Source organism: Bradyrhizobium sp. R2.2-H, assembly GCF_004346455.1.
Lineage (GTDB): Bacteria > Pseudomonadota > Alphaproteobacteria > Rhizobiales > Xanthobacteraceae > Bradyrhizobium > Bradyrhizobium diversitatis.
In genome coordinates, this window is record NZ_SMBR01000009.1 from 13,906 (window position 1) to 34,733 (window position 20,828).

27 protein-coding genes are annotated in these 20,828 nt (G+C 65.2%); 11 read left to right on the top strand and 16 right to left on the bottom strand.

The window, feature by feature from the left end:
• Window positions 1–651 precede the first annotated feature (651 nt).
• On the bottom strand, window positions 652–1,050 hold the full coding sequence (locus EDE08_RS22785; protein ID WP_131871353.1) for a hypothetical protein: 399 nt from the start codon (window positions 1,048–1,050) through the stop codon (window positions 652–654).
• A gap of 39 nt (window positions 1,051–1,089) precedes the next feature.
• Window positions 1,090–1,320 (bottom strand): hypothetical protein, encoded by a 231-nt coding sequence (locus EDE08_RS22790; RefSeq protein WP_124163159.1) that lies wholly within the window; start codon window positions 1,318–1,320, stop codon window positions 1,090–1,092.
• Window positions 1,321–1,421: 101 nt separating this feature from the next.
• Between EDE08_RS22790 and EDE08_RS22795 the strand changes: the two genes are divergently transcribed.
• The gene (locus EDE08_RS22795) at window positions 1,422–2,243 is read left to right on the top strand and encodes a helix-turn-helix domain-containing protein (RefSeq protein ID WP_131871352.1); all 822 of its coding nucleotides are present in this window, start codon (window positions 1,422–1,424) and stop codon (window positions 2,241–2,243) included.
• 71 nt (window positions 2,244–2,314) lie between these two features.
• Entirely contained in the window at window positions 2,315–2,980 is a 666-nt protein-coding gene (locus tag EDE08_RS22800; RefSeq protein ID WP_131871351.1) for a DsbA family oxidoreductase, read from the top strand.
• Between the two features lie 5 nt (window positions 2,981–2,985).
• Here EDE08_RS22800 and EDE08_RS22805 read toward each other — a convergent pair whose 3' ends face one another.
• Both EDE08_RS22805 and EDE08_RS22810 read right to left on the bottom strand, forming a co-directional pair.
• Complete coding sequence (locus EDE08_RS22805) at window positions 2,986–4,155, bottom strand: GNAT family N-acetyltransferase (RefSeq protein WP_131871350.1); 1,170 nt, start codon at window positions 4,153–4,155, stop codon at window positions 2,986–2,988.
• A gap of 107 nt (window positions 4,156–4,262) precedes the next feature.
• Window positions 4,263–5,201 (bottom strand): transglutaminase family protein, encoded by a 939-nt coding sequence (locus EDE08_RS22810; RefSeq protein WP_131871349.1) that lies wholly within the window; start codon window positions 5,199–5,201, stop codon window positions 4,263–4,265.
• A 180-nt stretch (window positions 5,202–5,381) separates the two neighbouring features.
• Between EDE08_RS22810 and EDE08_RS22815 the strand changes: the two genes are divergently transcribed.
• Window positions 5,382–6,245, top strand: a complete 864-nt coding sequence (locus EDE08_RS22815; RefSeq protein WP_131871348.1) for a transglutaminase-like domain-containing protein — start codon at window positions 5,382–5,384, stop codon at window positions 6,243–6,245.
• A gap of 88 nt (window positions 6,246–6,333) precedes the next feature.
• On the opposite strand, the gene ccoG is transcribed toward EDE08_RS22815, so the two are convergent.
• From ccoG to EDE08_RS22835, 4 genes are read right to left on the bottom strand one after another with little or no spacing between them, the layout of a single operon-like run.
• Window positions 6,334–7,773: a cytochrome c oxidase accessory protein CcoG gene (gene ccoG, locus EDE08_RS22820; RefSeq protein WP_131871347.1), complete on the bottom strand. Its 1,440-nt coding sequence runs from the start codon at window positions 7,771–7,773 to the stop codon at window positions 6,334–6,336.
• A 36-nt stretch (window positions 7,774–7,809) separates the two neighbouring features.
• Complete coding sequence (locus EDE08_RS22825; RefSeq protein WP_131871346.1) at window positions 7,810–8,013, bottom strand: YgaP family membrane protein; 204 nt, start codon at window positions 8,011–8,013, stop codon at window positions 7,810–7,812.
• Between the two features lie 25 nt (window positions 8,014–8,038).
• Window positions 8,039–8,482: a thioredoxin TrxC gene (trxC, locus tag EDE08_RS22830; RefSeq protein ID WP_131871345.1), complete on the bottom strand. Its 444-nt coding sequence runs from the start codon at window positions 8,480–8,482 to the stop codon at window positions 8,039–8,041.
• Complete coding sequence (locus tag EDE08_RS22835; protein ID WP_131871344.1) at window positions 8,479–9,765, bottom strand: NAD(P)/FAD-dependent oxidoreductase; 1,287 nt, start codon at window positions 9,763–9,765, stop codon at window positions 8,479–8,481. Before EDE08_RS22835 ends, trxC begins: the two co-directional genes overlap by 4 nt.
• 116 nt (window positions 9,766–9,881) lie before the next feature.
• On the opposite strand from EDE08_RS22835, the gene EDE08_RS22840 reads away from it, so the two are divergent.
• The 4 genes from EDE08_RS22840 to EDE08_RS22855 all read left to right on the top strand — a co-directional run bounded on the left by EDE08_RS22840 (window position 9,882) and on the right by EDE08_RS22855 (window position 14,893).
• The gene (locus EDE08_RS22840) at window positions 9,882–10,181 is read left to right on the top strand and encodes an ArsR/SmtB family transcription factor (RefSeq protein WP_502700634.1); all 300 of its coding nucleotides are present in this window, start codon (window positions 9,882–9,884) and stop codon (window positions 10,179–10,181) included.
• Between the two features lie 128 nt (window positions 10,182–10,309).
• A complete protein-coding gene (locus EDE08_RS22845) occupies window positions 10,310–11,305 on the top strand; it encodes an efflux RND transporter periplasmic adaptor subunit (protein ID WP_165936116.1) in 996 nt (331 codons plus the stop codon).
• Complete coding sequence (locus EDE08_RS22850) at window positions 11,302–14,526, top strand: efflux RND transporter permease subunit (RefSeq protein WP_131871341.1); 3,225 nt, start codon at window positions 11,302–11,304, stop codon at window positions 14,524–14,526. Before EDE08_RS22845 ends, EDE08_RS22850 begins: the two co-directional genes overlap by 4 nt.
• A gap of 10 nt (window positions 14,527–14,536) precedes the next feature.
• On the top strand, window positions 14,537–14,893 hold the full coding sequence (locus EDE08_RS22855) for a carboxymuconolactone decarboxylase family protein (protein ID WP_131871340.1): 357 nt from the start codon (window positions 14,537–14,539) through the stop codon (window positions 14,891–14,893).
• Between the two features lie 75 nt (window positions 14,894–14,968).
• Here EDE08_RS22855 and EDE08_RS22860 read toward each other — a convergent pair whose 3' ends face one another.
• The 4 genes from EDE08_RS22860 to EDE08_RS22875 form a co-directional block, all read right to left on the bottom strand.
• Window positions 14,969–15,298, bottom strand: coding sequence for a hypothetical protein (locus tag EDE08_RS22860; protein ID WP_131871339.1), 330 nt, complete (start codon window positions 15,296–15,298; stop codon window positions 14,969–14,971).
• 116 nt (window positions 15,299–15,414) lie between these two features.
• Complete coding sequence (locus EDE08_RS22865; protein ID WP_131871338.1) at window positions 15,415–15,885, bottom strand: PaaI family thioesterase; 471 nt, start codon at window positions 15,883–15,885, stop codon at window positions 15,415–15,417.
• Between the two features lie 34 nt (window positions 15,886–15,919).
• The gene (locus EDE08_RS22870; RefSeq protein WP_131871337.1) at window positions 15,920–16,243 is read right to left on the bottom strand and encodes a helix-turn-helix domain-containing protein; all 324 of its coding nucleotides are present in this window, start codon (window positions 16,241–16,243) and stop codon (window positions 15,920–15,922) included.
• A 101-nt stretch (window positions 16,244–16,344) separates the two neighbouring features.
• Window positions 16,345–16,749, bottom strand: coding sequence for a hypothetical protein (locus EDE08_RS22875; protein WP_131871336.1), 405 nt, complete (start codon window positions 16,747–16,749; stop codon window positions 16,345–16,347).
• Between the two features lie 152 nt (window positions 16,750–16,901).
• On the opposite strand from EDE08_RS22875, the gene EDE08_RS22880 reads away from it, so the two are divergent.
• Window positions 16,902–17,126, top strand: a complete 225-nt coding sequence (locus tag EDE08_RS22880) for a hypothetical protein (protein ID WP_131871335.1) — start codon at window positions 16,902–16,904, stop codon at window positions 17,124–17,126.
• Between the two features lie 180 nt (window positions 17,127–17,306).
• Here EDE08_RS22880 and EDE08_RS22885 read toward each other — a convergent pair whose 3' ends face one another.
• Window positions 17,307–17,546 (bottom strand): PilZ domain-containing protein, encoded by a 240-nt coding sequence (locus tag EDE08_RS22885; protein WP_165936117.1) that lies wholly within the window; start codon window positions 17,544–17,546, stop codon window positions 17,307–17,309.
• Between the two features lie 122 nt (window positions 17,547–17,668).
• Window positions 17,669–18,133, bottom strand: coding sequence for a PaaI family thioesterase (locus tag EDE08_RS22890; protein ID WP_131871333.1), 465 nt, complete (start codon window positions 18,131–18,133; stop codon window positions 17,669–17,671).
• Between the two features lie 382 nt (window positions 18,134–18,515).
• On the opposite strand from EDE08_RS22890, the gene EDE08_RS22900 reads away from it, so the two are divergent.
• Together EDE08_RS22900 and EDE08_RS22905 are read left to right on the top strand one after the other, a co-directional pair.
• Window positions 18,516–18,812 (top strand): hypothetical protein, encoded by a 297-nt coding sequence (locus EDE08_RS22900; RefSeq protein ID WP_131871389.1) that lies wholly within the window; start codon window positions 18,516–18,518, stop codon window positions 18,810–18,812.
• Between the two features lie 107 nt (window positions 18,813–18,919).
• Window positions 18,920–19,174 carry a hypothetical protein gene (locus EDE08_RS22905; RefSeq protein ID WP_028181102.1) on the top strand — a complete coding sequence of 85 codons (255 nt, stop codon included), beginning with the start codon at window positions 18,920–18,922 and terminating at the stop codon, window positions 19,172–19,174.
• Between the two features lie 23 nt (window positions 19,175–19,197).
• Here the strand turns inward: EDE08_RS22905 and EDE08_RS22910 are convergent, their stop codons facing one another.
• Window positions 19,198–19,431: a DUF6894 family protein gene (locus tag EDE08_RS22910; RefSeq protein ID WP_131871332.1), complete on the bottom strand. Its 234-nt coding sequence runs from the start codon at window positions 19,429–19,431 to the stop codon at window positions 19,198–19,200.
• A 317-nt stretch (window positions 19,432–19,748) separates the two neighbouring features.
• On the opposite strand from EDE08_RS22910, the gene EDE08_RS22915 reads away from it, so the two are divergent.
• The gene (locus tag EDE08_RS22915; protein WP_131871331.1) at window positions 19,749–20,018 is read left to right on the top strand and encodes a DUF2798 domain-containing protein; all 270 of its coding nucleotides are present in this window, start codon (window positions 19,749–19,751) and stop codon (window positions 20,016–20,018) included.
• Window positions 20,019–20,601: 583 nt separating this feature from the next.
• Here the strand turns inward: EDE08_RS22915 and EDE08_RS38545 are convergent.
• Window positions 20,602–20,772 carry a hypothetical protein gene (locus EDE08_RS38545; protein ID WP_165936118.1) on the bottom strand — a complete coding sequence of 57 codons (171 nt, stop codon included), beginning with the start codon at window positions 20,770–20,772 and terminating at the stop codon, window positions 20,602–20,604.
• Window positions 20,773–20,828: the final 56 nt, after the last annotated feature.

Below are 20,828 nucleotides of genomic sequence, written 5' to 3' on the forward strand. Positions count from 1 at the left end.
GCATACGACACGGCGCGGTCACAGCGGTTTGGTCGATGGTCTGGGGTGCGCACACTAAGCCCCGGGCGCTGAGGCCAAATCGTCCGCGGACGGAGAAGTCGTGTGGTCCCGACGCCCGGGGTTCTGGCGTCAAGGCTTGCGGTGATGCGGCGGCCCAACCGGGTGCGCGCATCAGAGAAAGCCGTAAGGCGACGGGGGCAATAGTGCAACGCTCCCCGAGGAGAGCACGAAGGACACCGTTAAAACCATCCGCGCAGGGAAGGCCGGGCGACCGGCAACACCTGTGGTCCACCCCGTGTGCATTTCCTTGTACACGGACTCGGGTGCCGCCGGCGCCCGGTCTTCCCTGCGCCCTCCGGCAATCGAAAGGCGCAAGCAACGAAGCAAAGCTCGGGCGAAATCCGCCGCGAGAAGGGAAGCGCGCGTCTGCGATTCTGATTTCAGCGGAGAGGCGAAGCAAATGCACCTTTCGTCGTCATGGCGAGCGCAGCGGCGACAATGCGTCGCTCTCGTGCCCCGGACGCAGCGCAGCGCTCCCCGGGAGCGAAGCGCTGCAGAGCCGGGGCCCACGCATCGGCGCGGCATGCGGTGCTGGGTCCCGGCTCTGCGCCGCAGCGTTGCACGCTGCAGTGCGTCCGGGGCACGAGAAGGTCACGCCGCCGCGACACCCGCACTCCTGCGCAATCCAACATATTGCAGCTCGGCGAACACGCCGGTCGCGATCGCCTGCGCCACAACCATGAGCTCGCCGGCGAGGTTCGGTGACACCGCGCCAGAGAGCAGCAGGGCGATGCTGCCGACCGTCCAGGCCGCATTGCCAACGACGACCAGCAGGACGAGCCGTCTCGGCACGGAAGCGCGCGAGGCGAGCCAGCCGACCAGCGCGGTGTAGGCGATCAGAAACAGGCCGGCTTCGAGCAGCAATGCTTCGGGCAGATTGAACAGTGTCGCGAACGCGCCTGCACCGAAGGTGAAGCCGAGCGCGGCGATGCCGCTGAAGACGGCGTCGGCGAGAAGTGCGCGGCGCAGGAAGGTGGAGGCTTCGATCATCTTGGGGGCTCCTGGGTTGGGGTGGGCTCGGGGTGGAACTCAACGCCGACCGCGCCACCAGGCGCGGAGCAGGCGGGCGAGGCGGAACGGGCAGAGGCTCCTGCCGACGCCGTGCTCGAAGGCGATGACCCGGGCGACGACATAGTCGCCGGTCGAATGGACCAGCGGCTCCGGCATGTTGAGGCTGCGCGCCAGCATCCGGGTTGCGAATGCCATGGCCCAGGGCAGGACGTGGTCTGCAACGGTGCGGTAGAGCAGCAGTGCGATCATGGTCATCTCCTGTTGCGATCAAAGATGCGCGCGGCCGCGCCCCAATTCGATTACCTCGCGGGTAATGGAAGGGCCGAAATCCGCATGCTAGGTTTTCGACCATGAACGCACATGCTTCCACGGCACGTACCGAACGCAGCCAGCCGGTCCATATCGGCGACCATTTGCGCGAATGGCGGCAGCGCCGCCGCATGAGCCAGCTCGATCTCGCGGGCGAAGCCGAGATCTCGGCGCGGCATCTGAGCTTCGTCGAGACCGGCCGTGCGGCGCCTTCGCGCGACATGGTGCTGAGGCTCGCCGAGCGCCTCGACGTGCCCTTGCGCGAACGCAACGTGCTGCTGGTCGCCGCCGGTTACGCGCCGGCGTTCCCGCAGCGCACGCTGGAGGATCCCGCCTTGAAATCAGCCCGCCGGGCGATCGACCTGGTGCTCAAAGCACATGAGCCCAACCCCGCGCTTGCGGTGGACCGGCACTGGAACCTGGTCTCCGCCAATCGCATGGTGCCGCCGCTGCTCGCAGGCGTCCCGCCGCATCTGCTCGGCCAGCCCCTCAACGTGCTGCGGCTGGCCTTCCATCCCGAGGCGCTGGCGCCCCGCACGGTCAATCTCGCGGAATGGTGCGGCCATCTGCTGGAGCGGCTGCACCGCCAATGCGAGGCCACGGCCGATCCCGAGCTGATCAAGCTCTACAATGATTTGAAGAGCTATCCCATTCCGGCGCGTTCGGCGCCGCTGTCGAGCGACAATGTCGCCATCCCCTTCAAGCTGCGGCACGAGGGCGAGATACTTAGTTTCTTCTCCACCACCATGGTGTTCGGCACGCCCGTGGACATCACCTTGTCGGAGCTGGCGCTGGAGACGTTCTTTCCGGCGGACGAGCGCACGGCCGAACGGCTGAAGCAGATCGCGGCAGCCATGACCTAGCGCTCTTGCCTCGGGGCGGGTTCTGCTTATCTTTGGGCGAACCCGTGACTTGCCCGAAGGAGGCGCCTGACATGAGCACGCTGAAACCGCTCCAGATCGACGTCGTCTCCGACGTGGTGTGCCCCTGGTGCTATATCGGCAAGCACCGGATCGAGAGCGCGCTGGCGCTCGTGCCCGACGTTCCCGTCAAGCTCAATTTCCGTCCCTTCTTCCTCAATCCCTGGGTGCCGCGCGAGGGCATCAGCCGCGAGGACTATCTCACCCAGAAGTTCGGCTCGGTCGAGGCCTATAAGGGCATTGCGGGGCGCGTCGTCGCGGCCGCGGGCGAGGAGGGTCTCGTCTACAAGCCCGAGCTGGTGGCGCGCCAGCCCAACACGACCGACTGCCATCGCCTCATCCTGTGGGCCGAAGCGATCGGCAAGGCGCCAGAGATGAAGCAGCGCCTGATGGAGCTGTACTTCCGCGATGGCGGCGATCTCACCGACGTGAACGTGCTGGTGCAGGCGGCCGCCGATGTCGGTCTCGATGCCGACGACGTGCGCAAGCGCCTCGCCACCGACGAGGACGTGGCGCGCGTCTCGGCCGATGCGCAGGAAGCCGCCGAGAAGGGCATCTCCGGCGTTCCGACCTATGTCTTCGCGCAGAAATACGCCGTCTCCGGCGCGCAGGATCCGAACCTGCTCGCGCGCGCCATCCGCCAGGTCTCGGCGGAGATCAACGCGCAGGCGGCGGAGTAGCTGGTCTATTTGCGAAGTAGACGAACTGCGCGGCGCGCCGCTGCATACGCGATGCCGTGCGCCGCGACCGCCGCGTGAACCAGCGTCACGACCGGATCGTGCCGGCGCAGCGGGATCAGCACGTCACCGATCGCGAAGCGTCCGCGCCAGATCGGATTGATCATGGGGTGATCGGCGCTCGCCGTCGAGTCCGCGCTGGCGATGGCGGGATCGGCGCAGAGGTGGCGGGTGAGCTCGAGGGTGAGCTGCACGCCCGGCGAATATTTTGCGAAGCGTTCGTCGACGCCGAGCTTGAAGAAGAAGGCACGGTCCTGGTGGCGCAGCACGATGCCGGCGGCGACCGCCGTGGTGCCGGCGCGCAACGTGACGATCTCGCATTGCGCGGTCTCTGCCAGCGCGGGGACGGCGCCGCGGATGAAGGCCGCATCGCCTGCATGCTGGATCAGCGCGGTGCCGCGCTTGCCCTTCCAGCCGCCGGCTTCGAGCTGCAGGAATGTCTCGAGCGCCGGCCCGATCTCGTCGGGCTTGCGCGCGACCTCGAACATGACGGGCCCGTGCTCCTCCAGGCGATGGCGCTGGCGCCGCAGCTCCTTGAGCTTCTTGGCGCCGAGCGCCTCGCGCAGCAGCGTCTCGCCATCCTGTGTCGCATCGAGGCTGGCGCGGATGTAGGAGGAGAGGATTCGCGGCTTCAGGCCGGCGCGATCCAGGACCTGCTTCAGCGAATTCATCGCCGCACCGTCGAGCGCGACGTCGGTCAGCACGAGCGCATGCGCACCGGCCTCGCGCGCCTGCTGCAACAGCTGCGTGGCGGCCTCGATCGGCGCATCGCCGTCGATCAGCGGGCTGCACAGCGTGCCGTAGGGATGCGCGCTCGCCAGCGCGGGCAGGGGGATCTTCCAGGCGCGCCAGAGCGAGATGACCGGCATCAGTCCGATCAGCCGCGTCGAAGATCCATCGAATGCCGGCAGGGCCGAGGCATTGCTGCGGCCGCGTGCGGTCGCACTGACAGCCAGCTCCCAGGCGGGCAGGTAATATCCGTTCGGCTCGACCGCGCGCTGCGCGAGTGCGCGCCACTGGCCGGGGTCGACCGCCGTGAGCGGAACGAGCGCGCGCGCGGCGCCGGCATCCCTTGCCGATGCCGGATTGATCGCTGTCTGATGCGCGATGTCGACCACGTCCGTCGTCCCCGTCTACGCAGGCAAAGCCCGTCCCAGCAGGATCATCCTTAGCGCAAAGATTGGAAAAATAGCGTTGGGCCGCAGAATCAATTCGAGCGGTCCTGTTAGCGTCCCGTTGAGGATACCGCAGCCCGATCGGGTGCCGCCGTGCCCGTCTCCTCGGGCTCCGGCCCGGTCTCCGTCTTCACGTTGACCGCGACCTCCATTCCGAGTTCGTCGTCCGCCTCCCCCCAGTAGGACCCCGAGAGCGGAATCGCCTGCGCCGGCGTGCGAGCAACTCCGACCCTGATCAGATCGCGGTTTCCGACAATCCCGTTGGTCGGATCGAACTCGACCCAGCCCGAGCCCGGCACATAGATCGAGCACCATGCGTGGGTCGAGCCCCCGCCCAGCCGTGCCGGCCCGTCGCGGTCCGGCACGTAGACGTAACCGGTGATGAAGCGGGCCGCAAAACCGAGCGATCGGGCGGCCTCCATCATCAGCAGGGCAAAATCGCGACAAGTTCCCTGCTGCAGCTCGAGCGTTTCGGCGGGGGTTTGCGTGCCGTGCGAGGTTCTCCTCCGATAGGAGAAGCCTTCGGCGATCGCTTCGTTGAGCGTCATCAGCAGTTGCCCCGTCGGCCGGCTCGCCGAGGGTGCAATGAATTTCGACAACCAGTCGTCGACGGCGACGTCGCCGGGATGATGCCGGAGCATGTACGGTGCAAGATCCGGCAACTCGGTCTCGTCGTAGGCGAACGGATGCTCGCGGGCGTATGGCTCGATCCGGAAATCCGGCGCGTTCTCGGGTGTGTGCTCCAGCCGGATCGTGGTCTCGAATTCCAGCACGTCGGTCCGGGCGGTAAAATCGACGAGGGTAATGCAATTGCCGAACACATCGTGGATCCAGCGGATTTCCGACGGTTCGGGGCGCACTGCGAGTCGGCATGCGAGCAGACGCTGATCGAAGCTGTCGCGCGGACGAAACAGCAACTGGTGCTGTCCAAGTCTGACGGGCTGCCGGTAGCGGTAGGTCGTGCTGTGGTGGACGGAATAGAGGGGCATCTGTTGTACTCAGGCTCGCACCATATGAGCCTGCTTCTGCGTCGGTTCCAAGAGCCCAATTGTGTGTGCACACCGCACAAGTGCCTTGCATTTCAGCAGGTTCGCGGTAGCGCACGCGGAACCAATGTTCCCCAAGGGGCTTGTCGATCGACATCAATGGCGATGCGAGAGGACACGATCTTGAGGATCCGGGCAGGCTACGACATTGCGTTCAACTGTTTTCAGGACGTGCCGATGGTGCTGATGCTGACCGTTCATCCGTCAAGGCAAGGCGACCTTCTGACCGACCATGCCATCCGGGTGTCGCCGAACGTTGCGCTCAGGGACTACAAGGATGGGTTCGGCAACGTCTGCACGCGGCTCGTCGCCCCTGTCGGTCAGATCAACATTCGAAACGAGTTCATCATCGAGGATAGCGGGTTGCCCGACGAGGTTGCGCCTCAAGCCGAACAGATCCCGTTGGACCGGCTGCCCGACGAAGCGCTGGTGTATCTTCTCGGCAGTCGCTATTGCGACACCCAGCGCCTGACGGAGCTGGCCTGGTCGACGTTCGGCCGCATCAGCGGCGGCTGGCACCGCGTCCAGGCGATCTGCGATTATGTTCACGGCCATATCAAGTTTGGCTATCAATTTGCGCGAAGCGACCGGACGGCTTCCGAAGGCCACGAGGAGCGTATCGGAGTTTGCAGGGACTTCGCGCACCTCGCCGTCACCTTGTGCCGCTGCATCAACATCCCGGCCCGTTACTGTACCGGTTACCTCGGCGATATCGGCGTGCCGCCGGATCCGGCGCCGATGGATTTCAGCGCCTGGTTCGAAGCCTACATCGGCGGACGTTGGTACACGTTCGACGCGCGCCACAATCATCCCCGCATCGGCCGCGTCGTGATCGCACGCGGCAGGGATGCAGCCGACGTCGCCATTTCGACCGCCTTTGGCCAGGCGGAACTCGTGCGCTTCAAGGTGATCACGAACGAGGTGCGGGACTGCGATGCCATTCCGACCCGACCTGCGCTGGCGCGGGAGCGGCGGCTGTTCGCTTGAGTTGGCGGACGCCTGGCGTCTCCAGTTGCGGTCGTGAGCGGCCTGGCCGTCCATTCCTCCCCTGTGCCGGCGATGTCTCACCGGGTGGCTATTTGTCACCCGGGACGAAATGGTCACGGGCACCCGCGCGTTCGCCGCTGACCGTGTCGGTGATCGCGATATCGATGTCGCGCGAGGTCTTCGGCAGATCGGCCGGGCCGACCTGCACCGACAGCCGGACTTCGCTGGTCTGATCCTGCCCGACCTCGACCACGGGCTTGCCGTCGGAACTCGGTGCGATGCCCGCAACGCGAAGGGTCGCGCCGGGCAGGCCCGAGACTTCGAGCGCGAACGATCGTTGCGGGCCCTTGTTGAGGATGCGGACGGTGTAGTCGTTGCGGACACCGCCATCCGAGAGCTGGACGAACAGCGGATTGCGCTCGTGTAGCACGTTGACGTCCATCGTCGCGCGCGTGGCGAGCGTATACAGCATGATGCTGCCGACGACGGCGATGGCTGCGGCATAGACCAGGGTGCGCGGACGGATGATGCGGTAGATCGGCGGCTTGCCTTCGCGCCGGCGCTGCATGTTGATGTCGGTGTCGTAGCCGATCAGGCCTTTGGGCCGTCCGATCTCGCTCATGACGTTGTCGCAGGCATCGATGCACAGGCCGCACTGGATGCAGCCGAGCTGGATGCCGTGACGAATGTCGACGCCGGTCGGACAGACGTTGATGCACTGATGGCAGTCGACGCAATCGCCGGCGGGATTGCCCTGCGCGCGGGCAGCATCCGCCTTCTTCACCGACATGCGCGGCTCGCCGCGGTCGCGGCGATAGGTGACGTTGAGCGCCCATTCGTCGGTCAGCGCCGCCTGGATCCGCGGCCATGGACACATGTAGATGCACATCTGCTCGCGGGCGTGGCCGGCGAAGACGTAGGTGGTGGCGGTGAGAATGCCGATCCAGAGATACGCGATGAAGGGCGCCTGGACGGTCGCAAGCTCCTTCACCAGCGTCGGCGCATCTGCGAAATAGAGCACCCAGGCGCCGCCGGTCCACCATGCGATCATGATCCAGAGGAAGTGCTTGAGTGCGACCTTCCGGATGTGATCGAACGTCCAGTAACGCTTGTCGCCCTGCATGCGCTCGCGCCGGTCGCCTTCGACCCAGCGCTCGACCGCATAGAACAGGTCGGTCCACACGGTCTGCGGACACAGGTAGCCGCACCACAGCCGGCCGGCGACCGCGTTCATCAGGAACAGCGTCATGGCCGCGATGATCAGCAGGCCGGTGAAGTAGTAGACTTCCTGCGGCCACAGCTCGATGAAGAAGAAGTAGAAGCGCCGATGCGGGAAGTCGATCAGCACGGCCTGGTCGGGCAGGCCGGGTCCGCGATCCCAGCGCACGAACGGCAACAGATAGTAGGTCCCGAGCGTGACGCAGAGGATCGCCCATTTGATGCGGCGGAAAGGGCCGTGGACCGACTGCGGATAGACCTTCCTCCGCTTCTCGTAGAGAGGTCCCTCGATGAAGGCGTCGTCGGTCATGGCAAATTCCCCCGCATCACAGGCCGGGTTGCGCGTTCAGGAGAACGCGCAACCGCTGCTCAGGCCCAGCTTCTTGAACACGATCGCCGCCGGGCAGAAGCCGGTGAACGAGGCCTGCAACATGTTCAGCCCGGCAAACGCCGTCAGCAGGTACCAATACGCATTCACATAGGTGCCCAGTACGAGACCGAGCAGGACGACGAATCCCGCAAAGGCGAGGACGGCTTTATCGACATTCATGACAGGCTCCTTTTTATCTGGCGACTTACGAACGGGTCAGGTTGGATTCGGTCCAGGCGACGATGCTGCGCGCATCCATCGCGCCGGAATGGCGGGCGATCTCGCGGCCGCCGCGCATCAACAGCAGGGTCGGGATGCCGCTGATGTTGAGGCGCGACGACAGTGCAGGTGCATGGTCCGAGTTGAGCTTCAACAGCCGGACGTTCGGCTCCAGCTGCTGCGCGGCGCGCTCGAACATCGGTGCCATGGCGCGGCACGGGCCGCACCACGGTGCCCAGACGTCGACCAGCACGGGAATGTCGCTGCTCGCGACATGGCGGCTGAAGGCCTCCTCGTCCACCTCGATCGGATGAGCGGTGAACATCGGCTGGTGACAGGCGCCGCAGCGCGCACCGTGCGGTGCGCGTTCGGTCGGCAGGCGATTGATGCGCCCGCAATGTCCGCAGACGATCTGGCGTGTCGTGCTCATGTGCCGGTTCGGACCTCCTTGATCTTGGCGATGTTCAGCCGGTCGAGCAGGAAACGCTCGTAGAACGGTTCGCTCTCGCCGCGCCGCATCTTGCGCAGGAAGTATTTCTCGAAGGCGACCTTGGCGAGATGCACCCATTCGCCCTTGGAGGACCAATTGACGTTTCGCGGCGGGATCTGCGGCTGCGCAAGGAAGGCGACGCCGGAGTCGCCGAAGTCGGCGAGGCAGATCGCGTTCCAGGTCGGCTGTGCCGTGGGCGCCTTGCCGCGAAGCAGGGCGCCGATGTTCATCGCCGTCGCCGTCACCATGGATTCGATCATGAAGCCCGTCTTGGGAACGCCGACCGGCACCGGCGTCGCACCGACCGGCGCGATCGCGACGCAGACGCCGACCGCGAAAACGTTGGGAAAGGCGGGATTCTGCTGGTGCTTGTCGACGACGACGAAGCCACGTGGGTTGGTCAGCTTCTCGATGCCGCGCACCGCCTCGACGCCGCGGAAGGCGGGCAACATCATCGAATAGGCGAAGGGCAGCTCGTGGGCCTTGCGAGACGAGCCGTCGTCGGCGAACTCCTCCACCGACATCAGGCCGGGGGCGACGTTGTCGACGCGGGCGTTGGTGATCCACTTGATGTGCTTCTCCCGCATCTCGCTTTCCAGGAGACCCTTGGTGTCCCCGACGCCGTCGAGACCGAGATGGCCGATATAGGGCTCCGAGGTGACGAACGTCATCGGGACCCGGTCGCGCAGCTTTCGCCGGCGCAGCTCCGTTTCCAGGATGAAGAGGAATTCGTAGGCCGGCCCGAAACAGGAGGCGCCCTGCACGGCGCCGATGACGACCGGGCCGGGGTTCGCCGCGAGCTTCTCGAAGGCCTCGCGCGCATGCGTGGCATGATCGACGTGGCAGATTGACTGGGTATGGCCTTGGGGCCCGAGACCCGGAATCTCGTCGAACGCCAGTTCGGGGCCGGTCGCGACGACCAGGTAATCGTAGTCGATCGACGTGCCGTCGCCGAGCTCGACACGGTTCTCGGTCGGGTGGACGCGCCTTGCGCCCTGCGTCAGCAGTCGTACGCCCTTGCGCTTCATGACGTCCGCCAGATCAATCTCGATCTCTTCGCGCTTGCGCCAGCCGACTGCGACCCAAGGATTGGATGGGACGAAATGATAGACGGCGCCTTGCGAGACGACGCTGAGGCGATCCTCCTTTCTCAACTGCGGCAGTAATTCATAGGCCATCAGTGTTCCGCTAAGACCAGCTCCGATTACGACAACTTCCGCCATGGGTTACCTCCGTTGGACCAAGCCGCTCCGCCGGTTCAGTTCCGACTGTCGTGCAGCGCTTGACTATATATTCGTAATTGCGTATATACGCAAGTATGAAGATGAACGTTGAAGTCATGGAGCGGGCGGCGGATCAGGCGAGCGAGCTGCTGAAGGCACTCGCCAACCGGCATCGCCTGCTGATCATCTGCCAGTTGATCGATGGCGAGCGGTCGGTGGGCGAGCTCGCCGAATTCCTGAGCCTGCGGGACTCCACGGTGTCCCAGCATCTTGCGCTCCTTCGCAAGGATGGTCTGGTGTCTGCCCGGCGCGAGGCGCAGACGATCTTCTATTCGATCGCGAGCGAGCCGGCACGCGAAGTGCTGAAGACGCTCTACCAAGCGTTCTGCGCGCCGAAGTCCGCCAGGACCAAATGAAACCTAGGAGAGTTCGGAGGAGGGCGCCTTGACCAGGATCAACACGCCCCTTTCCGATGCAGATGAAATGAGCTGCGCAGCGGCGTGGTGATGCTTTGGTCATGACACGGAAGAGTCCCATGCGATGTATGGCGAGTTATTTTGGCCTGCTGGCTGCTTTCGCGGCGATAGGCTTGTCTGGAACACCGGCGACGGCGGCCGAAACGCTTGTGGTCGCACGGCAATCGATCGCCGATGAAAAGGCGGTCTTCGCCACGGTCGAGAGCACCAGCGTGGTGCCGGCGCGCGGACGCATCGGCGGCACGGTGGTTCAGCTCAAGGTCAGGGAAGGGGATCGCGTCGCCGCCGGCCAGGCAATCGCGACCATCGGCGACGAAAAGCTCGTGCTGCAGATGAAATCGCTCGACGCGCAGATCGAGGCGCTGCAGGCGCAGGCGAACCAGGCGCAGCTCGACTTCAGCCGGACCGAAGGGCTGGTCGAACGCGGTATTCTGCCCCGGATCAAGCTCGACGAGCAGCGCACCGCGCTGAACGTCGCCGAGAACGGCCTGCGTGCCAAGACGGCCGAACGTGCGGTGATCAACGAGCAGCTCAACCAAGGTCAGGTGCTCGCGCCGGCGGATGGTCGCGTGCTGAAGCGGTTGATCACGATAGGATCCGTCGTGCTCGCGGGCGATCCGATCGTCACCGTCGCCCAACAGAACTTCAAGCTGCGGCTTCGCGTGCCGGAGCGGCATGCGCGCTTACTCAAGGCGGGCGACAGGATTCGCGTCGATGGCGCGGAGTTCGTCGGAGAAGCCGCCAAGTCGGGCGTCATCGACCTCGTCTATCCTCAGATCGAGGAGGGGCGCGTCATCGCGGATGCGACCGTCGAAGGCCTCGGGGAATATTTCGTCGGTGACCGCTTGCGGGTCTGGATCTCCGGCGGCATGCGACCGGCCTTCGTCATCCCTTCGAGTTACGTGACGAGCCGGTTCGGCATCGACTATGTTCGGCTGCAGAAGGACAGCGGCACGATAGACGTGCCGGTGCAGCGTGGCCGCGAATTGCCGACGCCGGCGCACCCCGACGGGCTCGAGATCCTGTCCGGCATTTCAGCCGGCGACCAATTGGTGCGGCCGTGAATCTCGGGCTCTCGGGACGGTTGACCAAGTCGACCATCGCATCGCCGCTGACGCCGCTGTTCCTGCTCGCGGCGCTCGTCGTCGGGCTGATCGCCGTCGTGGTGATCCCGCGCGAGGAGGAGCCGCAGATCAGCGTTCCCATGGTGGACATCCGTGTCAATGCCGACGGCCTGCGCGGGCCGGACGCGGTGGAGCTGGTGAGCAAGCCGCTGGAATCGATCGTCAAGGGCATCGACGGCGTCGAGCACGTCTATAGCCAGACCGAGGACGATCGCGTGATGGTCACCGCACGTTTCCTGGTCGGCACCAAGTCCGAGGACGCCATCCTGCGGGTGCACGAGAAGATCCGCGCCAATCTCGACCGCATTCCCGTCGGCATTCCCGAGCCGCTGATCGTCGGCCGGGGCATCAACGACGTCGCGGTCACGGTGTTGACGCTGTCGCCGAAGCCGGAAGCTGCCAGCCGCTGGACCGACAAGGACCTCTACGAGCTCGCAGACAAGTTGCGTGCGGAACTGATGAAGGTCGACGATATCGGCCTGACCTACATATCCGGCGGCGCGGCGCAACAGATCCGGGTCGAGCCAGATCCGGAGAAGCTGTCGCTGTTCGGCATCACGCTGCAGCAGCTCGTGGCCAAGGTCAAGGACGCCAACCGCTCGTTCCTGGCGGGCCAGGTCCGCGATGCCGGCATCGTGCGGAGCGTCGCGGCGGGCCAGACGCTGTCCGGCGTTCCCGATATCGGACTATTGCTCATCACGAGCCGCGACGGCCGGCCGGTCTACGTCAAGGACGTCGCCTCCGTCATCGTCGGCCCGAGCACCGTCGAGCATCGGGTCTGGACCGAATCACGTGACAGCGCCGGACAGTGGACGCGCACGCCTGCCGTCAGCCTGGCGCTGGCCAAGCGGGCCGGCGCCAATGCGGTCGTCGTGTCCGAGAGCATCGCCGAACGCCTCGAAGGACTGAAGTCGCGCCTTCTTCCCGAAGATATCCAGGTGACGGTGACGCGCGACTACGGCGAGACCGCCAACGAGAAGGCCAACGAGCTGTTGTTCCATCTCGGGCTCGCAACGATCTCGATCGTCGTGCTGATCGCGATGGCGATCGGCTGGCGCGAGGCGCTGGTGACCTTCGTCGTGATTCCCACGACGATCCTGCTCACGATGTTCGCCGCAAACTTGATGGGCTACACCATCAACCGCGTCAGCCTGTTCGCGCTGATCTTCTCGATCGGCATTCTCGTCGACGACGCCATCGTCGTGGTCGAGAACATCGCGCGGCACTGGGCCATGCGCGACGGCCGGCCGCGCCTGCAGGCGACCATCGAGGCGGTGGCGGAGGTCGGCAACCCCACCATCGTCGCGACGCTGACCGTGGTCGCGGCGCTGTTGCCGATGCTGTTCGTGTCGGGCCTGATGGGCCCCTATATGGCGCCGATCCCGGCCAATGCGTCGGCTGCCATGCTGTTCTCGTTCTTCGTGGCGATGGTGGTGGCGCCCTGGCTGATGCTCAAGCTCGCGCCGAAGGGCGACATCGCCCCGACACATGCGGCCCACGACGAAGGCCGACTCGGCCGGCTCTACCGGCGCTTCGCGACGCCGATCGTGCGGAACAAGCGGTCGGCCTGGATATTCCTGCTCGGCGTCGGCGTCGCGACGCTGCTGTCGATGACGCTGTTTGCGACCAAGTCGGTGACCGTCAAGCTTCTGCCGTTCGACAACAAGTCCGAGATCGCCGTTCTCGTCGACCTGCCGGAAGGGGCTAGCCTGGAGGCGACCGAGCGCACGCTGTTCGGTGCGGCCGAGATTGCGCGGCAATTGCCGGAGGTGACGTCGCTGCAATCCTATGCCGGCACGCCGGCTCCCTTCAACTTCAACGGCCTGGTACGGCACTATTACTTGCGGGAGAGGCCCGAGTTCGGCGAAGTGCAGATCAACCTGACTGCGCGCGGCGAGCGCAAGCGCGCGAGCCACGATATCGCGCTCGAGCTGCGCGAGAAGCTGAAGGCGCTCGGTCCGCCCGCGGGCACCAGCATCAAGGTGGTCGAAGTGCCGCCCGGTCCGCCGGTGCTGTCGACGTTGCTCGCCGAGGTCTACGGTCCCGATGCGACCACGCGCCGGGCGGTCACGGCCGAGCTCAAGAAGATCTTCGCGGACGTGCCGTTCATCGTCGACATCGACGATTCCATCGGCGAGAAGCGGCCACGGCTGCGGCTCTCGATCGACCAGGACCGGCTCGAATTCTTCGGCGTCGAGCAGCGCGACGTCTACGACACCATCCAGACGCTGTTCGGCGGCACCTCGATCGGCTATTCGCATCGCGGCGAGGACCGCAACCCGATCGAGATCGCGGTGCATCTCGGAAAGCGCGACCTGGTCTGGGACGAGGCTTTGGCCTCCACGCCGGTGCCAGCCAATACATTGCCCGGCAGCAAGACGGTGGTCGAGCTCGGCCAGGTCGTGAAGGCGACCATGGAGGAGGGGTCGCCGACGATCTTCCGCCGCGACGGCCGCTTTGCCGACATGGTGATGGCCGAGCTTGCCGGGCGCTTCGAGGCGCCGCTCTACGGCATGCTCGCGGTCGCCGATCGCGTGGATGCGCATGACTGGGGCAAGCTGCCGAAGCCTGCGATCAGCCTGCACGGCCAGCCGGCGGACGAGTCGCGTCCGACGCTGCTGTGGGACGGCGAATGGGAAATCACCTGGGTGACCTTCCGCGACATGGGTGCGGCCTTCGGCGCAGCCATCCTCGGCATCTACGTGCTGGTCGTCGCCCAGTTCAGGAGCTTCCGTCTGCCGCTCGTGATCCTGACGCCGATCCCGCTGACGCTGATCGGCATCCTGATCGGGCACTGGCTGCTGGGTGCGCCGTTCACAGCGACCTCGATGATCGGCTTCATCGCGCTGGCCGGCATCATCGTGCGCAACTCGATCCTGCTGGTCGACTTCATCCGGCACAGCGGCGCCGAGGGCAAGTCGCTGCGCGACGTGGTGCTGGAAGCCGGTGCCGTCCGCTTCAAGCCGATCCTGCTCACCGCGCTTGCGGCCATGATCGGCGCCGCAACAATCCTGCTCGATCCGATTTTCCAGGGATTGGCGATCTCGCTCCTGTTCGGGCTCGCCTCGTCAACGCTGCTCACCGTGCTGGTGATTCCCGCGATCTACATCGCCTTGCGCGCGCCGCGCGAGGCGGCTCCGACCACAGCCAGATCCAGCTAGCGAGGGACCGATGGACAAGAACTACGTCGATATCACGAGGAACATCTCGGCCAACCTGAAGAAGCTGCGGAGCGACATTCCCGACACCATGAAGGGATTTGCCTTGCTCGCTCAGGCCGCCACGCGCGACGGCGCGCTGGACAAGAAGACCAAGGAATTGATCGCGCTGGCGCTCGGCGTCGCCGCGCATTGCGACGGCTGCATCGGCTTTCACACCGAGGCGCTGGTGAGGCTCGGCGCGACGCGCCAGGAGATCGAGGAGACGCTCGGCATGGCCGTCTACATGGGAGGCGGGCCGTCGCTGATGTACGCCGCGGATGCGATCGCGGCCTACGAGCAGTTCCAGCAGCAATCGGCCGCCGTATAGCGCCGGTCGCCTGACACGATCATGCGAACGGGACCGGGCGCTTCATCTCGTCCGGTCCCGCCCATCGTTGATCGATTACCAGCGGTCGACACCGACCCCGACGCTCACGCCGGGCGCACGAATGCCGACTCCGGCGCGCGGGCCGTCGTCCCGATGGCGATGATAGGTCCGGCGCTCGTAATAGCGGTCGCGCGGCATGTAGTTGTAGGAATCGCGTACGATCACGCGTGAACCGCCGCGCGTGCGATAACAGCGGCCGTCGTCGTCGCAGACGAGCCGCACCTGCTGGACGAGATCCGGATTGGTGTATTCGCTGGTCGTGTAGATATCGGAAGCCTTCGCACCCGACGCGGCTGCCAAGGCACCGACGCCCGCCAACAGCGCCATCGTAAACGTCCTCATCATGTCCTCCTCCGAGACTGCCCTCGGCGGTAACAAGAAGGGGAGGCTGTGATCGTTCCCCGCCGCGATGCTGGTTTTTCCCGGAACTGGCACTTTGTCGGGCGCTTGTTCCCTTGATCTCAAGTCGGGAAGATGAGGCACGTGGTCGTGCCGTGAGCGAGCAATCGCCCCTTGGCATCCGTGACGCGTCCGTCGGCCGTTCCGATGCGGCGACCGCAATTCAGAACCTTGCCCTCGGCCGTGATCAGGCCGGTCTCCGGCGTAATCGGTCGCAGCAGCGAAACCTTGAACTCAAGCGTGGTCTGGCCGGTGCCCTTGTCGAGGGTCGATTGGATCGCGAGTCCCATGCAACTGTCGAGCAAGGTGGCCGTGAGGCCACCGTGCACAGTGCCTGCCGGGTTGAGGTGAGCGCCGGTGGGCACGATCGTGACGACGACGCGGCCGAGCTCAGCCTCCACCACATCATAACCCAGTGTTTGGGCGATCGTGTTGAGAGGCAGGGTTCCGTCGGCAAGGCCTTTGACGAACTCCAGCCCACTCATCTGCTTCTGTCGTTCGACGTCGACTGTTCCATAGCTCTTCGCGGTCATCTGAATCTCCTCATCGCACTCACCCGTGTTGGACTCACGAAGCTTCGGCCTTTCTCCGGAAGGTCGATGGCGGGCGGCCGTAGAGTCGCGTGAATGCGGTGCTCATGCGTCGCGTGCTCGAAAAGCCTGCGCGTTCCGCGACGGCGGCCATCGGAAGATCGCTGGCGTCAAGCAGCCGCTTGGCGCGCCGTACACGGATCGATAGCGCCACTTGCAGTGGAGACGCATCGAGATGTCGGGCGAACGGGCAGACGGGGCGACAATAGATGCCCGTTGTTCTCACCGCGACGAATATCACGCCGTCCAACGTTGCGTCACGGCGGCGGAGGGCATCGTAGTGGGCGTCGAAGTCGAGCATGGCGCCGCTATAGCGTCTACATTCCAGCAGTGCGAGTCCGATGCGATGACCGTGTCCGAAAACGACCGGGGCGGACGTACATTGACCAGGGCGCGCCTAGACTAGATCGGTTCGTAAGTTTCGGTCCCGCAGATGTCGTCCTCTTCCGCGCGTCGGCGGTCGACAACGCGTCCGCCTGATATCGTCACGATGTGGGTCTGGGCACCGAGCGGCGTGCCGGTCGCGGAGGTGAGCTGCGCGCGGACGCACGCCGTCCAGCCCGGTCCTCGCACCTCGCGACGGGGCGGGGCGACTTGCACCTCGCGCGGATAGGATGTTGCGAGAAAGACGACGTCGATCTGCTCGCGCACCAAGCGCTTGACGTCGGGAGGCGCTTCGGGCGGCGGCTGCTCCGTCTCCTTCATGCGCATGAATTCCGGTACCGGTGCACGGCTGTCGGCAAAGCCGCAAGCACCGAGACCAAGCGCGCCACCGAGCAGCGCTGCATGAGAAATAATCCGCAACATCCGTGAAGGTCCCCTGCGGACCGACAAATAGGCACGAATGCGATCCGACGAAGTCCGCGCCAATCAAAACTTGCTGAAGGGGCGGAGCCGTGGGCGTTTGCTATTCCGCGATTGCCGGCTAGTTTGCACCCCACATGAGGGGGATTGCACCGATGAGGATTTTGGTCATAGCGGCGGCGGTCTTGGCACTGACGGCTGCCTCGGCGCAGGCGCAGGGCCGGCGCCAGCCTAACGACGGAGCCAAGCCGGCGGACAATACGCTCAAGGTCGACGAGAAGGCCTACAAGGCCGCGCTCGAGCGCATTCCCGAGCCCAAGGACAAGTACGACCCGTGGGGCGGCGCCCGCCCGAGCGAACCTGCCAAGAAGCCGAAATGAAGTGAGGCCGATCTTGTGGACCTGCCGGTTTGATTTCGGCCGGCTCGCACTTCCATTGTTGCAGCGCAGCCAAGCCGCGAGGCGCCGTCGCCTTGGTCGCGCATGATCGATCGTCCCGGCGGACGACTTCTTGCGGCAGCGCGCGTGCGATGCGAACGGTCTTTCACACCGTCTGCACGACTACACGAAGGCGAGGCCGACGCGCTTGTCGCTGCGCCAGACCGTGCGACAATGCCGTGCGAAACGGTCGCGCGCGATCGAGAGCTTGAACGATTGCGGCAGCATGACGGGGGCGTCCAGATCGATCGCCGCGCCGCCTGCCGACATGTTTCGCACCGTGCAAGCGATGCCGCCGTTTTCGAAGGTGATCGTTCCACCTTTGAAAACACGGTGACGTTGCGATGTGCGCTTCTCGATCATTCGCGTCAGGTCCTGCTGATGATTGTGAACTAGTGCATAGAAATTACATTGAACTAAACTCAATACTGGCGCTACTTGCACAGCGTTTCAGACTTTGTTTACGACGTTGAAGCGGAGCGCGTTCACCCCGGCAGCATCGCGAACGCGCTCGACACCATCGCGACCGGCTTGCTGTCGGCGGCGGAGAGCAGCGTAACGCGGCCAAAGCTCATGGTGCGCCCGAGCCGCACCACGCGCGCGTCCGCCAGCACGTCCATTGAGGAGACCGCGCGCATGAAATGCGTGGTCTGGTCGACCGTGGTCATGGGGCGGTAGCCGCGGTTGGCTGCGAGGATCGCGATCACCATGGCGGTGTCGGCAAGCGCCATCAGGGCCTGGCCGCAGAGCACGCCGCCGTTCCGGCACAGCCGCTCCGAAAACGGCATGCGCAGGAGCGCGCCCGGCTGCCAGTCCGGGACGTCTGCCGGCTGCGCGTGCTCGATGCGCTCGACCGCGAGGTTGAGATCCTGGACCCAGGGCGCAAAAACCTCGCCCAGGATGCGGCGGGCGTCGGCGAGGCCGAACTCGGCTTCTGGCTGCATTTGCATTGCTGTCGCGCTCTCCTGTGTTGCCGGATGTTTCGCCTCATTGTGCGCGCATCGGCGCGGCAAAGTCACCCGGTCTCGCGCCGGTCGCCTCGGCTTGAAATTGCCTGACTTGGCCCGGTATGATGCCCTGCTTGGGTACGGGTGGATGATGTTGCGTCGGTGTGTCCTCGTCTTTGGCATGGTCGCGCTCGGTCTCGCGCTGAGCGGGTGCACCAAATGCGGCCCGATCTGGGACGACTGGCTGCATGCCCCCAAATCGTGCAGATCGGATCGGCTCTAGCGGGCCCACGCGGCCTTGAGCGGCCTCAGGTTGCGACCGGGGCTGAGACAAGGATGATACGGCGCGGGCTATCCGTGCGCCTGGATGATCAAGGAGTAGATGATGAAGCTTTTCCGTTTGGCCGCGGTGCTGGCCGTGCTGGCGGGACCTGCCTACGCGCAAATGCCCAATCTCAATTTGCTGCAGGATGCGCCGAGCAAGACCCCGGAGGAGAAGGCCGCCGAAGCCGAGCGCGACAAGGCCTACAAGGAAACGCTGAAGAAGATTCCGGATTCCAAGGCGTCCAACGATCCCTGGGGCGGCATGCGCTCCGATCCGCCGAAGCAGCAGGCGGGACCGAAAGCATCGGCCGTCACCGGTACGCCGAAGAAGACCAAGAGCGGCACCGCCGCCAACTGACCGCAGCCCCGTTCGGGGGCGACACGACGCCTTCGGACAGGACTCCTCTTGATCCGGCCCGCGCCCTACATTTGGCTGAGAGCGGAACGCGTAGAGGAGGGCAGGACATGGCCGATCGTCCGCGGGATCTCGCCGAGCGGATGGCGCGCCGGCGCAAGATGGCCGGCAAGCCGGGCCAGGCGGCCGGCGACGGCTATCTGCGCGAGACCTTCACGCTGCCGCGCGCGGCGGCGCGGGAAAGGGCGCAGGCCTTCTTCGCCCGCTACCCCAAGGCCGGCTACATGAGTGCGGTCGAGACCTGGCGCGAACTGCCCGGCGGCGACATCGAGTTCACCATGCGGCGGCTGCCCAGCGCGGACTGACGCGGCCAGATCCGAGGTCCTTGCTAGTCGAAGGTTTCGGCAATGATGCGGATCCGGAACACCGGCTCCTTGGCCTCGTCCAGCAGCTCCATCTGCCATTCGGAATTCTCCTGGAGCTTGCGGGCAATGCCGGCGGTCATGTCGGCGCAGACGCTGGTCATCTCCTTCCAGGCCGCATCGCGATTGGCAAATTCCGTCGCCTGGTCGGCGCAGCCGGAATAGCGGCCGTTGCGGATTCGAAAGAAATAGAGCGGCATGGCAGGCACCGATCGCGCATGGAGCCTCGCCCCCCAAGGCCCTGGGCGCGCGCAGTCCAATCCCAAACCATCGTCGGATCAATCCCGGGCGGCTACGGACTACGCGGGACCGTTGGCGGGCTGCGGCGCGCGAAAGGGCGCTCGCGTGCTCCGTGGTTCTCCGACCATGAACAGAGTTCCTGAACTCCGTTCAGGCTTGCACCGGGCGCCGGGGCAAGGCGTGGCTGCACGCTGGTTCCCGGTGAGGCTTCTAGATCCCGACCGGGTGACGGCATGTGCCTTGCTTGCCTGATGAGCCAAGCACCCATGGATACCTCATGCTCGGCATTCCCCGCCGCTATTCCCATTTCGTCTTCGGCATCATCCAGTCCGGACTGACCTCGCTGGTCGCAACGGGAATCGCCAGCTTGCCCGCAGGCAGCCCGATGATGTTCGTTCGGCACTGGATGGTGTCGTGGCTGATCGCCTGGGCGGCCATGCTGCCTGTCGTCCTGCTGGCGGCGCCCGCGATCCGCGCCTTCTCGTTGCGCCTGACCCGGGAGGAGAGGGACCGAGAGCCGGCCGGCAGGCTTGAAAAAGCCCCGTAACGCTGGGCGCGTGAGGTCGCACTCGAACGGCCGCAGACTGACCGCGTACCCGTCCCAATTTCGACATCCGTTCGCACCACTGCCGACACACCCGTCGGCAAGATTTTATCCGTTCGGCGCGGCCATGGGGGAAACGTGGCCCGCCGACAACGGGGTGGCATCATGGATAACGTAGAGCGGTCATTTGCCGCCGCGACGGCGGCTGGCTTCGTCGTGCTGGTGATTGGGCTGGTGCTGCTGGCGCTTCTGTAGGCGGGTTTGCGTGCCGGACGGAGGCCGTGCCCATCCGGTGGATGGCACCAGGCATGCCTCGACTTTCAAAAGCTGGAAAACAACCCCATGCACAGTAGGGTGCCCGGAAATTCATCGACACGCCAATAGCGTATATGTAGTATTTAGATACCTTTAGCTTGCGCGCAGCGCCTTCACCGGCCGCGCAACCGCGATGCCCGGATCGAGACCGGCAGGCGGTCGCCCCGGACCGACCGACCGGCGCCGGCTGCCGATAGGGGACAGCCGGCCTTCGGTCGTTGTTCGAGCATGATCCTCTCGGAAAACCGCCGCGCACTTTTCCGATCGGGCTCTAGTGGATCCTGATCTCGTTCAAGGGCAGGCGGAGCTCGGCGGCGCGCTCTTCACGGTCCTTTCTGCGGAACTCGTTTTCCTTGCGCTCGAACTTCACCATCTCCTTCTGCGCTGCCTCCAGCAGGGGATTGCGTCTGATCGAATCGTGCTGCGTGTCGTTGTCCGTCATGGCCGAGGTCCCCAGAGTTGCGGTCCCGTCCCAAAGAAGGCTGGAGACCGCGAAAA

Excerpts from the sequence above, each read along its gene's own strand:
- EDE08_RS22785 (WP_131871353.1), bottom strand. The coding sequence starts at position 1,050 with ATGATCGAAGCCTCCACCTTCCTGCGCCGCGCACTTCTCGCCGACGCC.
- EDE08_RS22790 (WP_124163159.1), bottom strand. The coding sequence starts at position 1,320 with ATGATCGCACTGCTGCTCTACCGCACCGTTGCAGACCACGTCCTGCCC.
- EDE08_RS22795 (WP_131871352.1), top strand. The coding sequence starts at position 1,422 with ATGAACGCACATGCTTCCACGGCACGTACCGAACGCAGCCAGCCGGTC.
- EDE08_RS22800 (WP_131871351.1), top strand. The coding sequence starts at position 2,315 with ATGAGCACGCTGAAACCGCTCCAGATCGACGTCGTCTCCGACGTGGTG.
- EDE08_RS22810 (WP_131871349.1), bottom strand. The coding sequence starts at position 5,201 with ATGCCCCTCTATTCCGTCCACCACAGCACGACCTACCGCTACCGGCAG.
- ccoG (WP_131871347.1), bottom strand. The coding sequence starts at position 7,773 with ATGACCGACGACGCCTTCATCGAGGGACCTCTCTACGAGAAGCGGAGG.
- EDE08_RS22825 (WP_131871346.1), bottom strand. The coding sequence starts at position 8,013 with ATGAATGTCGATAAAGCCGTCCTCGCCTTTGCGGGATTCGTCGTCCTG.
- trxC (WP_131871345.1), bottom strand. The coding sequence starts at position 8,482 with ATGAGCACGACACGCCAGATCGTCTGCGGACATTGCGGGCGCATCAAT.
- EDE08_RS22835 (WP_131871344.1), bottom strand. The coding sequence starts at position 9,765 with ATGGCGGAAGTTGTCGTAATCGGAGCTGGTCTTAGCGGAACACTGATG.
- EDE08_RS22840 (WP_502700634.1), top strand. The coding sequence starts at position 9,882 with ATGGAGCGGGCGGCGGATCAGGCGAGCGAGCTGCTGAAGGCACTCGCC.
- EDE08_RS22845 (WP_165936116.1), top strand. The coding sequence starts at position 10,310 with ATGGCGAGTTATTTTGGCCTGCTGGCTGCTTTCGCGGCGATAGGCTTG.
- EDE08_RS22855 (WP_131871340.1), top strand. The coding sequence starts at position 14,537 with ATGGACAAGAACTACGTCGATATCACGAGGAACATCTCGGCCAACCTG.
- EDE08_RS22860 (WP_131871339.1), bottom strand. The coding sequence starts at position 15,298 with ATGATGAGGACGTTTACGATGGCGCTGTTGGCGGGCGTCGGTGCCTTG.
- EDE08_RS22865 (WP_131871338.1), bottom strand. The coding sequence starts at position 15,885 with ATGACCGCGAAGAGCTATGGAACAGTCGACGTCGAACGACAGAAGCAG.
- EDE08_RS22870 (WP_131871337.1), bottom strand. The coding sequence starts at position 16,243 with ATGCTCGACTTCGACGCCCACTACGATGCCCTCCGCCGCCGTGACGCA.
- EDE08_RS22875 (WP_131871336.1), bottom strand. The coding sequence starts at position 16,749 with ATGTTGCGGATTATTTCTCATGCAGCGCTGCTCGGTGGCGCGCTTGGT.
- EDE08_RS22880 (WP_131871335.1), top strand. The coding sequence starts at position 16,902 with ATGAGGATTTTGGTCATAGCGGCGGCGGTCTTGGCACTGACGGCTGCC.
- EDE08_RS22885 (WP_165936117.1), bottom strand. The coding sequence starts at position 17,546 with ATGATCGAGAAGCGCACATCGCAACGTCACCGTGTTTTCAAAGGTGGA.
- EDE08_RS22890 (WP_131871333.1), bottom strand. The coding sequence starts at position 18,133 with ATGCAAATGCAGCCAGAAGCCGAGTTCGGCCTCGCCGACGCCCGCCGC.
- EDE08_RS22900 (WP_131871389.1), top strand. The coding sequence starts at position 18,516 with ATGAAGCTTTTCCGTTTGGCCGCGGTGCTGGCCGTGCTGGCGGGACCT.
- EDE08_RS22905 (WP_028181102.1), top strand. The coding sequence starts at position 18,920 with ATGGCCGATCGTCCGCGGGATCTCGCCGAGCGGATGGCGCGCCGGCGC.
- EDE08_RS22910 (WP_131871332.1), bottom strand. The coding sequence starts at position 19,431 with ATGCCGCTCTATTTCTTTCGAATCCGCAACGGCCGCTATTCCGGCTGC.
- EDE08_RS22915 (WP_131871331.1), top strand. The coding sequence starts at position 19,749 with ATGCTCGGCATTCCCCGCCGCTATTCCCATTTCGTCTTCGGCATCATC.
- EDE08_RS38545 (WP_165936118.1), bottom strand. The coding sequence starts at position 20,772 with ATGACGGACAACGACACGCAGCACGATTCGATCAGACGCAATCCCCTG.